General features: G+C 58.4%; 8 protein-coding genes. 3 read left to right on the top strand and 5 right to left on the bottom strand.

Translation table 11 applies throughout. From position 1 onward, the window contains the following. Positions 1 to 167: 167 nt before the first annotated feature. From FYK55_RS13745 to FYK55_RS13735, 3 genes are all read right to left on the bottom strand, one after another. A complete protein-coding gene (locus tag FYK55_RS13745; RefSeq protein WP_150077006.1) occupies positions 168 to 5162 on the bottom strand; it encodes a CheR family methyltransferase in 4995 nt (1664 codons plus the stop codon). A 757-nt stretch (positions 5163 to 5919) separates the two neighbouring features. Further along, positions 5920 to 6087: a DUF1328 domain-containing protein gene (locus FYK55_RS13740; protein WP_150077005.1), complete on the bottom strand. Its 168-nt coding sequence runs from the start codon at positions 6085 to 6087 to the stop codon at positions 5920 to 5922. A gap of 96 nt (positions 6088 to 6183) precedes the next feature. Next, positions 6184 to 6636, bottom strand: coding sequence for a response regulator (locus FYK55_RS13735; RefSeq protein ID WP_235908680.1), 453 nt, complete (start codon positions 6634 to 6636; stop codon positions 6184 to 6186). Between the two features lie 446 nt (positions 6637 to 7082). On the opposite strand from FYK55_RS13735, the gene FYK55_RS13730 reads away from it, so the two are divergent. Then, positions 7083 to 7523, top strand: a complete 441-nt coding sequence (locus tag FYK55_RS13730) for a PA2169 family four-helix-bundle protein (protein WP_235908679.1) — start codon at positions 7083 to 7085, stop codon at positions 7521 to 7523. A 298-nt stretch (positions 7524 to 7821) separates the two neighbouring features. Further along, entirely contained in the window at positions 7822 to 9360 is a 1539-nt protein-coding gene (locus FYK55_RS13725; RefSeq protein ID WP_150077002.1) for a sigma-54-dependent transcriptional regulator, read from the top strand. A 426-nt stretch (positions 9361 to 9786) separates the two neighbouring features. On the opposite strand, the gene FYK55_RS13715 is transcribed toward FYK55_RS13725, so the two are convergent. Further along, positions 9787 to 10206: a CsbD family protein gene (locus FYK55_RS13715; RefSeq protein ID WP_150077000.1), complete on the bottom strand. Its 420-nt coding sequence runs from the start codon at positions 10204 to 10206 to the stop codon at positions 9787 to 9789. Between the two features lie 431 nt (positions 10207 to 10637). Between FYK55_RS13715 and FYK55_RS13710 the strand changes: the two genes are divergently transcribed. Then, positions 10638 to 11144 carry a DUF1269 domain-containing protein gene (locus FYK55_RS13710; protein ID WP_161604491.1) on the top strand — a complete coding sequence of 169 codons (507 nt, stop codon included), beginning with the start codon at positions 10638 to 10640 and terminating at the stop codon, positions 11142 to 11144. 306 nt (positions 11145 to 11450) lie between these two features. Here FYK55_RS13710 and FYK55_RS13705 read toward each other — a convergent pair whose 3' ends face one another. Further along, positions 11451 to 11645, bottom strand: coding sequence for a hypothetical protein (locus tag FYK55_RS13705; RefSeq protein WP_150076998.1), 195 nt, complete (start codon positions 11643 to 11645; stop codon positions 11451 to 11453). Positions 11646 to 12084 lie beyond the last annotated feature (439 nt).

Raw genomic sequence — 12084 nt, 5'->3', positions numbered from 1 at the left:
CGGTTGGTCGATGAGATTGCAAAGCGGTTGCGGGGGCGTCGGATTGAATCTGGCAACAGAATACTTGGCCGGGTTCGATACGATAAGGCAGGCCGGTCGGTCCGCACGTTCCGTGGCAAATCGCGGACGAGCTCCGGTTGCGCGGCTTCCGGCGGGCGGTTGACGTGTCAGGGCCCCCCGACAATCTCGGCATGCCGCCGTCCGGAGAATCGTCCGAGCAGTTGCAACAGGGCGGCCCGGTCGATGGGCTTGGAGATGAATGCGGTGCATCCAGCGGCCAAACACTCGTCCTGGTCACCCTGCATGGCATTTGCCGTCAGGGCGACCACCGGAACGTCAATTCCCTGTGAACGAAGCTCGCGGGTCGCCGCGTAGCCATCCAGCACGGGCATCTGCATGTCCATCAGGATGACGTTCAACGGCCTTCCCTGATCGATCATCGATCGCGCCAGCTCCACACCTTCCCGGCCGTTGCTGGCGGTCGCAACCTTTCCGCCTGCCTGCTCCACAATGTGTTGCGCGAGAAACCGAATGTCGCGACGATCGTCAACGATCAGGTATTCGCCTGCCAACCGGATCGCCGTGAGCGTGGCCGGGGATGAGGTGGTGTTCAAACTGGGACGCTGCCAGTTCACCGAATCGATCGATCCGGCATCGATGGTCACTTCGAACATGCTGCCTTCCCCGGCAACACTCTCGACCGAGATGTCACCGCCCAGGATCTGTGCCAGGCGTCTGCTGATCGCCAGCCCCAGCCCCGTCCCGCCGAACGCTCGGGTGACCGAACTGTCGGCTTGCGTGAACGGTTGAAACAGTTGATCCACTTTCTCCGGTTCAATGCCGATCCCCGTGTCTTCGACGACCAGCGAAAACATCCCCGTTTCACGATCACACCGCGCGATCAGTTTTACCTTTCCTTCATCCGTAAACTTGATCGCGTTGCCGATCAGATTCAGCAGGATTTGGCGAAGACGTTTTCCATCCGTTTCGATCAGTTCGGGCAGTGGACCATCAAAGTCGACTTCAAGATCGATCTCTTTTTCCTCCGCGCGAACATTCATCAGCGACACGATGTCGGCGATGACGCGTTCCGGTGCTAAACGTTCCCGCTCGATTTCGAACTTCCCGGCATCGATCTTCGAAAGGTCCAGAATATCGTCAATGATATCCAGCAGGAATCGCCCGTTGCGACGAATGGTTTCCACGCACTGCAAGTTGTCCGGATCATCCAGGTAGTGGGACAACATGTCGGCATAACCCAGAATCGCAGTCATCGGCGTGCGGATCTCATGGCTCATGTTCGCCAGAAATTCGCCGCGGGAGCGGTTCGCCGCCTCGGCAGCGTCTTTTGCCCGCTGCAGCGACTCTTCACGCGTGTGCTGTTCGGTGACGTCAATCAGCGTTCCCAAAACTTGTGCGACCAGGGGCCGTCCGGCATATTCCCCCATCAGTTTTTGCCCCTGCACGCGAACCCATCGCACCTCCCCGTCGGGCCGCACGACGCGATGCTGGTATTCCAGGTGCGGTTGTCCGTCGGGCTTGGCCAGTCGCGCGAAGTAGTTGGCGACCGAAGTTTGATCATCCGGATGCACGAAGCGAGGCACTCCATCGGCATCGATCTCGATCGCTTCGTCTTCCTTGTAGCCCAACAAGGATTTGGCCTCGGCGGAGTACGTGATGCGGTACGAATCGGACAAATCAATGCCGAACGTGCCGAATCCCGCCGCACGGGCCGCCAACCGGATACGTTGCTCGTTCGCTTTGGATTCAATCTCCCGCTCCTTGGTTTCGGTCACGTCAATCGAGACGCCCGTCAGCGAGAGCGGATTGCCGGCGGTGTCCCGCTGCACGATTCCTCGCGTGTCCAACCAAACCACGCGTTTATCGCTGTCCCGGATGATCCGACACTGGATCGAATACTCGTTGTCCCCGTCACCACGATTCTGCAGACTCCGCTCGATCGACTCCGAGACGCGAGGGCGATCGTCGGGGTGCACACGATTGATGAAGCTGTCTTCCCGAGACCGACTTTCGGCGGCGTTGACCCCGAAGATTTGATACATCTGATCGGACCATTCCACGTCACCGGAAACCAGATTCCAGTGCCAGGTCCCCATGCGTCCGGCCGACAGGGCCAGTGCCAGTCGGTTTCGGCTGTCGGTCAACTTCGCCTCATAGCGTCGCTGTTCGGTCACGTCTTGGACGACCGAATTGACGCCCAGGATTTCGCCGCCTGAATCACGAACCGGGACAAAGCTCACACGCCACAATCGATCGTCGTTGGTCCCATGTGTTTTTCCCTCGATTTCCGCTTCCCAAACGGGCTGGCCGGTCTGGATCACTTGGCGATACGTCGCCATCACTTCGTCGCCCAATGTTTCGGGCAAGATTTCCGACATGTGCCGACCGAGGTGGTCTTCGACCGGCAGTCCGTTGATCCGCGCAAGGTTTTCGTTGATGCTGACATACCGCAGATCCGACGTGATGAACGAAAGCCCGACCGGCGCCGACCGATAGATCGTTTCCAGAAGTGCCAAATTACGGGACGCCTCTTCCTGAGCTTCGCAGAGCGCTGTCACGTCGGAAAACGTGACCACAACTCCCTGAATCCGCTGGTCTTCCGTTCGGTAGGGGAGAATCCGGCGGGTAAAGAAGCGACCATCCTGACTCTGAACCTGCTGTTCGCGAACGGCCAAATCCGCCAACACCTGCTTTGCCTGTTCGATCAACTGTCCGTCATCAAGGATGGTGCTGATGTCGGAAAGCGGTCGACCCACGTCGGTCGGGATGAAGTTGAACAGCTCCTGGCATGACGGCGTGTACCGGCGAATCCGCAAATCCGTGTCCAGGAACAACGTGGGCACACTGGCACCGGTCAACAGGTTGTTCAGATCGTCCGTCGTCTGCTTCAACTCGTTCAGTTTCAACTCCAACTGGTGGTTGAGCGTCGTCAACTCTTCGTTCAGCGATTGCAGCTCTTCCTTCGAGGTTTCTAACTCCTCATTGCCTGACTGCAACTGCTCGTTCATCGTCATGGCCTCCTCATTGGAAGCCTTCAACTCCTCGTTTGCTGACTCCAGCTGTGCAATCGTGGTGCTCAATTGCTCGCGCGTCGTCAGCAGTTCATGCCGAAGCGCTTGGGCATCCAACTCCGAATGGTCACCCAACTTGTCAGCCAAGTTGTTGCCAGCGCGTGATGCCGATGAGCCGCCCGCAACGGCGGAGGCGGACGAAGAAGCGATGGGTTGGAATGTCACCAAAACGGTATCGCCGTCGCCAACCGGACGATCCAACAGGCGAGCGTGAATCCGGCAACGGTGGTAGCGGTCGTCACGCAGAACGTGACACTCCTCGATCACCGGTGCTCGATGACGACGCACCTGCCGAAGCACTGACCGCAGTTTGGATTTCAGCCCCTCCCTCGCCAGTGACAGAAGATCCAGCAATTCATCCCCGAATTCGCCCAATCGCAATTGCAGGAACAAGTCGGCACGTCCCTCCAATGCCAACACCCGGTTCTCCCCATTGACCAGTGCCACACCCTGGTCCCATTCTCGCATCAGTTGCCGTTGCATGGCGACGATCATTCGCGACGAATCCTTCGGCGAAATACCCGTGGCCGGGGGCGAGTGTCGTTGAAATTTCACCACCTCGCTGCTGTCGGCGTTATCTCGCTCGATCGGCGCCGAGACTTCCAGACCTGTCCGTTGGAACAACCTCTTTTCCTTGTCCACAGGATCGAACAAGTCGGTCGCACGCTCCACCGATTCGCTGCTGCCCAGGAATAGGTAGCCTCCGGGATTGAGGGCGAATTGAAACACTGACAAGACGCGCTGCTGGGCGGCCCGGCGCAGGTAGATCAGCAGGTTGCGACAGAGGACCAGATCCAATCGCGAGAACGGCGGCTGGGAAAGCACGTTCTGATTGGCAAACACAACGGATTCGCGAAGCGGTTTGCAGATCCGGTACGTTCCCTGTTCTTTTTTGAAGTAGCGGTTCAATCGGGCCACAGGCACGTCCGCCGCAACGGCATCGCTGTATTCCCCGGCACGAGCCTGCTCCAGCGCATCTTCCACGACGTCGGTCGCAAAGATTTGGAATTGGCAAGTCGCATTCAGCTGCGTCCGGCATTCGTCAGCAAGCATCGCCAATGAGTAAGCTTCTTCTCCGGTCGCGCACCCCGCACACCACATGCGAATCGGTCGGTCGGATTTGGCTGTTCGGATCAGCGGCTTGATCGCCCGTTCGGCAAGAACCTCCCAGGCTTGCGGATTGCGGAAGAAGCGGGTGACCCCAATCAGCAGGTCACGTCGCAAGGCATCCAATTCCTCGCGGCTCTCGTCAAGCAGTTGGCGGTAATCGCCGATCTGCCCCAACTGGTGCAGGCCCATCCGCCGTTGAATCCGTCGCAGCAACGTGTTCTTTCGGTAGCTACGGAAGTCATGGCGCGTTTCCTGACGCAGCAGCTCCATCACGGACGACAAGTCGGGATCTGGCTGGTTCGAATCGTTGGACGATAGCGGTCCATGTTCGGAGGCATGCTGAACATAGCTGATCAGCCTGGGAACAATTTCCTCGACGGGCAGGACAAAGTCGACCGCAACACTGTCAATCGCGCTTTGTGGCATTCCACGGTGCGAAGCTTCGTCGGGGTCTTGAACCAGAGTCAGCCCTCCGTGGTGCTTGATCTCTTGCAGGCCCGCCGACCCGTCCGTTCCTGTACCCGACAGGATCACACCGATCGCCTGTTCTCCGGCATCATCAGCGAGCGATCGCAAAAAATAGTCCACAGCCATCCGCAGGCCGCGCGGATCCTTCGGCTCACACAGACGCAACACCCCGTCTTGGATTCCCAAATATTTCCCGGGCGGGATGACGTAGACCTGATCCGTTTCCACACGCTGATCCCCCTCCAGTTGCCGAATCGGCATTTGAATGCGTCTGGAGAGAATTTCCGCCAGTGCACTTTCGTGCGTTGGGGAAAGGTGTTGGATCACAACGAAGCTCATTCCCGGTGAAGGAGGAACTTCGGCCAACAACCTGGCCAGCGCTTCCAGGCCGCCGGCGGAGGCCCCAATCCCGACGACGATTGGCCGCCGCTGACCCTGCGTCCCATCGCCGTCGATATCTTCGTCAAGGTTTGGTTCAGTCGCCTCGGGCATCAGATGCTCACAGTTGGGGACAGACTTAGAACCGGGAATTGCCTGGGGATGTTACTCTCAGAAAGGATTTCGAAATGAAAGAGTGCAACTCCGGCGAGTCCGCTGACTCGCACATCGCTGCAATCACCCCCCAGCACCCGGGTCGCGATCAGTTGGCCGGCCGACCATTGCTCGCCTACCTGTCACCCAATTTGCGACAGAAAGCGAACGCACGAGCCAGGAAAGCGTTTCCGCGAGTCAAGTCGGCCTCCAAACCCGATGAGCGATGATTTGCTACTGGGGACACACTACCAGGGCAACCAAGTGCACTGATGACCGCCCGATCCGCCTGAAGGCTGAATCAGACAGGTCTCTCCGAGAGTAGCGCGTTATGATCACCGCCTGACGTGATCGTTCGGCCGTCGGTACCCGATTGGCTTCAACGCACGAACACCGATCTGAATGCGCGGCGACTTTCCCAATCCACCCATCGCGTCGGACGTCCCGGCTTGAAGCGGGGCGAATTTCGCTAACGGCCCCTTCCAGGTATCCCGGCTCCGGCAGGACTTTTCGGCAGGATTTCGGTCGGACCCATCTGTCGATCGGGCCCGACGAAAGAACTCGAGTTTCCGGCTCGAGCGTACAAATTCATCCTGGTCCAGTCGACGCACTTGGTCGGCTGAACACTCACTCCTCGCCCGCATCGGATCTCACATTGGTACGAGAGATACGCGAGAACAGACCGCATGTGCGAACGTGACCATGCGGAGGGGGCGGGTCAGCCGACGCGACCGCGACGACCAAAGATCAAGCTCAGCACGAACAAGATCAAAAACACCACGAATAGGACCTGAGCGATCCACGCGGCACCGCCCGCAATCCCGCCGAAACCAAAGATGGCGGCCAGGATCGCGATAACTAAGAAAACTGCTGCCCAGTAAAGCATGACTTGCTCCTGTTGTGAGGTGTGCGGTGGAGCGATCGTCCACCGATGACCTGCCGAAAAGCAAGCGACGTGCCAACCAATGGCCTGAGAGCATTTCTAGGCTTTTTTATTGCCGGAGCTGCCTGAAGATCGATCGCGCTGGTCGACAAGCAGGCGATATCGGCTGCCGCGGGTGATCCGTCGCAGCAAGACATCCAACTTAGCGACATCGATCGGCTTGGGCAGGAAGTGATCAACCAACTCAGTCCCCGTCCGTTGACGTAACTCGGAACACCGGACGGAGCTGACCATGATGACCGGTAAATGGCGGAGACGCCGTCGCGAGGCGTCCCGAATGGCGTTGACTAATTTTCCGCCGTCCCAGCCCGGCATTTCGTAGTCGGTGATCAAGAGGTCAAACGAATCCGCCTGGACGCGACGCCATGCAGAGAAGCCATCCACCGCCTCAGCGGTCTGCGCTCCCAGGGCATGCAGAAACCGTCGGATCAAGACGCGACTGGCTCGCGAATCGTCGACGACCAGGATGCGACCGGGGTAGTCCCGCTTCACGGCGTGCATCTTTCGGCTGGTTGCTCGGCGAATCATAAAAGGGCAGGGTGGAGAGAGGGAAGAATCGACTCCTGTGGGTCACTCTTTAGATCGGATCGGGAGAAGGATTCCTCCAACCGGAACGTCGCCTTCGCGGTGACTCTTACGACGAAGCCGCTCTGCGAAAAGTGGGCAAATATGATGCCAGGACCTGGTCGTTTGCGTCCCGCTGACGCGTCCGAGGAAGGGGCTGGACAATCCCGAAGGGTCGCGTACCGCAAGCCGAAGCTTGGGCAAAGCAATCGCCGCAACTATCCGGCCGCATGGCCGCGGCATAGCAATTGCACCTCCATCTTCCATCTTCAACTCCCAATAAGAGTTCACTGGATTGATAAGCAGAATCGTCCATCATCCGTTTCTCTCCCCCTTAAAACCCCCTCAGGCTTGCCATGGAAACGAAGACGAAATTGAACGAAGAGACAGTCGACAAGCTTCAAAAGTTGATTCGCGCGAACATCGATTCCTACGACGGGTTCAAGGAGTCGGCCGAGGAAGTTTCCGACGGCTCGCTGAAGGCATTGTTCAAGCAGGCGGCGGAAGAACGTTCGGCGATGGCCACGGAATTGCAAAACTACGTCCAGCTCAACGGCAAAGAAGCCGAAGACGAGGGCAGCGTTGCGGCCAAGACGCACCGGGTTTGGATGAATATCCGGTCGAAGCTGAGCGGCGGATCACCCCACCAGGTCCTGGTTGAAGCCGAGCGGGGCGAAGACCACATCAAAGCGGCGTACGAAGAGGTCTTGAAAGAGACGGCGGGTAGCGCGATGAATGATGTGCTGCAGGCCCAATATCGGAAGGTGAAGGAGATCCATGACAAGATCCGCGACCTTCGCGACGCCTCCGCTTAGACCTGTATGCGGCCGGCCTGAAACGCGACGCCACGCTCTCCCGGGTGTGGCGTCCCAGCGTCTGGCGATGCCAGCGGAGGCACGGATCTCCGTGTTTAAAGCACGGATCTTCCTGTGGCGGCGAGTCCGTTTGCCTGTTGTGAATGGCGCACAGTGAAACCAGCCCCCCCAAGATGCCCGGCACGGGAGTTGCTCCCTGTGGTTTGTCATCTTGATCTTGGCCGGGAATTGAACGGCCGGACGGTGGACTTGCCGTCGCGTCTTCCCGAGCCGTTCCGAAGACTTGAAGACGTGGAGCATGAGTATGGCAGTCGCCGAAGCACCCGACACGAGCCCCCAGCCAAAATCCAAGTGGTCGGTGCCCGCTCCAAACATCTTGGCCGTCGACGATGATCCGACCATCTTGGCGTTCGTGGAACGCTCGCTCGCGAGCATTTCCGATGTCGCGACGGCGAAGACAGCGGGCGAGGGATTGGAAAAACTTCGCCGCGGATCGTTCGACGCAATCCTGCTGGATATTCAGCTGCCCGATCAGAACGGCTTGGCTGCGTACTGCGAGATCAAAGAATTTGACCGTCGGATTCCCGTGATCTTCATGACGGTCGAAGCCGCCAGCGGTACCGCGATCGAAGCGATGCAGTTGGGCGCATTCGACTACATTGCCAAGCCGCTTTCGGTTGAACCGCTGCGTGACCTGGTCGAAAAGGCAATCGAACAGCGACAGATCAGCAGTGTCCCGGTGGCGATCAGCGCCGATGACGGCGACTCGCATGACTCCGGCGAACTTTTCATTGGTCGATCCCCGGCCATGCTTGACGTTTTCAAGGCGATCGGCAAAGTCAGTAAGCAAGATGTTCCAATCCTGATCCGGGGCGAAAGCGGTACTGGAAAAGAGCTGGTCGCCCGGGCGCTTTATCAATACAGCCACCGCCGGGATCACGATTTCCTGGCCGTCAACTGCGCCGCGCTGCCGGACAATCTGCTTGAGAGCGAACTCTTCGGACACGAAAAAGGTGCCTTCACCGGAGCGGAATCCCGTCGCATCGGAAAATTTGAACAGTGCAACGGAGGCACCCTGTTTTTGGACGAAATCGGCGACATGGCGCCGGGAGTTCAGGCCAAAGTGCTGCGGGTCTTGCAGGAGCAGCGATTCGAACGAGTTGGCGGTAACCGTGAACTGACCACCGACGTGCGAATCATCGCCGCCACCAACCGGCCCTTGGAGGACATGGTGGCTGCGGGGGACTACCGCGAAGACCTGCTCTATCGATTGAACGGTGTCACGATCGAGTTGCCGCCGTTGCATCAACGGCTGAGCGACGTTCCTGCCCTCATTCGGTTCTTCCTGGCTCAAGCCAAACAGGAGTTCAGCAAGCCCGATCTGGAGGGGTTGTCGCCGGAAGCATTGGATCTGCTGTCATCCTACCACTGGCCGGGAAATGTCCGCCAATTGCGCGCCGTCATCCGACGCAGCGTGCTGGATTGTACGATGCCGGTCATCACCTCCGACATCTTGCCGGTGGAGATCACCCGAAGCCAGCGAGGCGAAGAAAGTGCGGTCGACGGCGCAGCACCTCGCCCTGGACGCTCACCACTTCCCGGCGCCGGACTGCCTCAACTGGTAAAGAAACTGCTGAACGAAAAGTCGAACAATGTGTACGCGCTCGCGACCGAATACATGGAGCGGTACGTGATCACCGAAGTGCTGAAAGCGACCGAGGGGAACCAAAGCCAAGCCGCTGAAATCTTAGGGATCACACGCGGTAAGCTTCGAGACCGAATCACCAGCTACCACATTTCGCTCAAGAGCAATGTTGAAATTGAGCCGGACAACTGACACCATTCCCCATTTGGCGGACGGAGGTGTTGAGACAGTCAGATCGTATCATGGATGATGAGACTACAAACAGCAAAGCGGCTGGGCACCCTCTGTTGCACCAACCGCTTCGAAAGTTCTTCAGCGTCAAGGACCGATCAAGGTTTTAGACGCCAGCCGATCAAAAAGCCGATCCCGAACGCCCACACGGCGGCGACATCGGGATGCTGACGGGCATACGACTGGAAACGGCCGGCCAGATCACGGCAGGGCTCCGTTGCAAATCGGCCCGTCAGGCTTTCACAAAGCTCGCCTGCTTCCGCCGCAACGTCATGGGATTGTTGACCGGCGTTTGATTTTTGCTTTCGCGGTCGGTTGGCAACATTACTGCTCATTGTATGGATACTCCAAAGACAGGATTTGACTCAATCGGAAACCCGAGGATCGCTACCTGCGTCCACGGAACAAGAAGATTGCACCGGCGGCGATCCCAAGCCCGAAGGCGACCGCTAGCGATTCGGCCGGCCGTTCACGCACACTCTCGGCCAGCCGCGTCGCGTAGTCGCCCGACCGGGAGGCCACGCGACGATAGTTTCTGCGAGCATAGTCAGACGCCTCATCCGCAAATTGCTGCATCGCGGCTGAGTATTGCTGGCCCGCTCGCGACACCCGACCACCCAACACGTCATGCAGGAAATGTTCGATCTCGTGACGAGCTTCGCCGGTCTTGGCCTGGATCACACCCACCAAATGCTCGGCGGAACCCTTGGCCCGTTGCAGATCGTCGTCGGTCAACTGACCCCAACGGGAGCGAAGCTGACCTTTCACTTCATCCCAATGTCCCTGGATTCGATCTTGGCTAATCATTTCTGTTCTCCTCGTTGATCGGATTGAAAGTCGATCCAGCCCTTTGGCGGTGCCCCAATGGATCATTTGCTGGCTGGACGATACGACACCCGGAGCATTGAAGCCGGGATAGGTAGTTGCACCAATCAGAAGTGCACGCCTTGTGCCGAATCACGGTATCGCCGCTGGATTTCAAGACAATCTGCGAGCCCAGGTGAGCTAAACATGCACCACCAGACAACTCCGAAGTTAGCCAGCTTGGCACATCAATTGCGTTATTCCTGACCGGTTTGATGGCCTGCTGAATGCTGCCGAGGGTGAATGCCCAGGGCGATCGCGCAGGCCGAGATTTAAAGTCGCTTCTTCATCGCAAGACGCTTTTTGCGATGGGAACCTGCCGCACCGATGTGGATTCCGCGGTGCCCTTCCTCCCTCACGACGGAAACAGATCCATGAGCCACCCGCACCAACAATGTCTGATTGCCGAATTTGCGACGCAGGAAAAGTTGCAGCTCGCAATGGAGGTTCTCGATAAAACCAAGCTTTCGGCCGATGAGATCTCGGTGGTCACCGATGGACAGGACGAGGGATTGCGCGAACTGATGGGGGTCAAAGACACGGCCCCAGGTGAGGCATCGTCTGAGCAGGCTGCTGCCGCGACGACGCTGGCGGGCGGCGCGCTCGGTGCCGCCATCGGAACCGCGACCATGGTTGGCCCCTTTCTGATCGCCGGCCCGTTGGCGGGGATGGCCGTCGGGGCAGTCAGCGGCGGGCTACTCGGCGGCGTTGAACGCTGGGGCGTCAACCATGAAGTTGCCGACGGTTACGAATCCAAGGTCCGCGAAGGCTCCAAATTGATCATCATCGCCGCCGAGGCGACACGATTGAATCACGCCGAGCGAGCGTTGAAAACGATCAACCCAAAATCCCTGGAACGGTTTGAGCTTGAAGAAGATTGACCGATGGGCGGATGCCGATTCCACGCATCATTGCTATTCACACTCGTCTTCTAGCGTCGGCTTTACTCAGTGGAGATCGAATTCGTAACGCGGCGACTCTTGTGAAGTAAAGCCGACAATGTCGAAGGCTTAAAATGGATGAGAGCCAGCAGAGACTGGCCCACCGAATTAACTTTCGCCGGTTCAAGGAACCTGCCTCTGCCGCCGGAAGGGACGCACCTACGAAAGCCTACTGTTGGAGGTTCGTCCACATCCCCTCGCCTCCACGACGCACGCCGGACGGCGACAGGGATAATTGTGCAAAACCTACGTCAAGTAGATCAGTAACGCGATCGCGATGGCTGCGATGGCGAGGACCGCCATGTACCCGAGCCCAACGAGTGCGAATGGAGCCGCCGGCGCCTTTTCGCCGAGCGGCTCGTCCTGTGCCGGATCTTCGCTTGCTGGATGCTTGTTTGAAACCGTTTTATTGGGAACGGCTTGCTGTTGTTCCGTCATCATCTGATCCTCTATTTGGGTGAAAGCAGCTGGGACTGGCGTGCCCCGATCAAAAGTTGGCTGCAAGCTTGCTGCCGACCAGCTTCTAAATGAACCAAAGAAGACTTCGTCCAGTCATCAAGAGGCCGACTTTGCTGCGCTCTGGCCAGTCACGCTGCGGGTTGCCAAATCATTACGTGGCTTCAATGTGCTGCATGTGCCATGCCGAAGGCCGCCGTGACGGGAAAAATGCCACATCACCGCAAAAACCCTTCACGACGGTTAACCGCGAGCCAAGCTGTGCGATCACCGTGCAAATGGAATTCGACGTGACGTTTATCGTGAGGCTTTAGCTGAAGACGTTTGGCGGCGGTCAGGACGTGCCCGCCGGCCGCCTGGTGACGGCAGCGACGGGGTGAAAAACGTCCTCAGATGGCCCTCCCCGAGCAGGGCCTGGCTGCAC

Origin of the sequence: Roseiconus nitratireducens, assembly GCF_008629675.1 — a bacterium.
In the GTDB taxonomy this organism is placed as follows: domain Bacteria; phylum Planctomycetota; class Planctomycetia; order Pirellulales; family Pirellulaceae; genus Stieleria; species Stieleria nitratireducens.
This window is presented reverse-complemented; position numbering and strand designations above follow the sequence as displayed.

What these genes read in the sequence shown, in the direction of transcription:
- FYK55_RS13745 (WP_150077006.1), bottom strand. Translation starts at nt 5,162, where the DNA reads ATGCCCGAGGCGACTGAACCAAACCTTGACGAAGATATCGACGGCGAT.
- FYK55_RS13740 (WP_150077005.1), bottom strand. Translation starts at nt 6,087, where the DNA reads ATGCTTTACTGGGCAGCAGTTTTCTTAGTTATCGCGATCCTGGCCGCC.
- FYK55_RS13725 (WP_150077002.1), top strand. Translation starts at nt 7,822, where the DNA reads ATGAGTATGGCAGTCGCCGAAGCACCCGACACGAGCCCCCAGCCAAAA.
- FYK55_RS13715 (WP_150077000.1), bottom strand. Translation starts at nt 10,206, where the DNA reads ATGATTAGCCAAGATCGAATCCAGGGACATTGGGATGAAGTGAAAGGT.
- FYK55_RS13710 (WP_161604491.1), top strand. Translation starts at nt 10,638, where the DNA reads ATGAGCCACCCGCACCAACAATGTCTGATTGCCGAATTTGCGACGCAG.
- FYK55_RS13705 (WP_150076998.1), bottom strand. Translation starts at nt 11,645, where the DNA reads ATGATGACGGAACAACAGCAAGCCGTTCCCAATAAAACGGTTTCAAAC.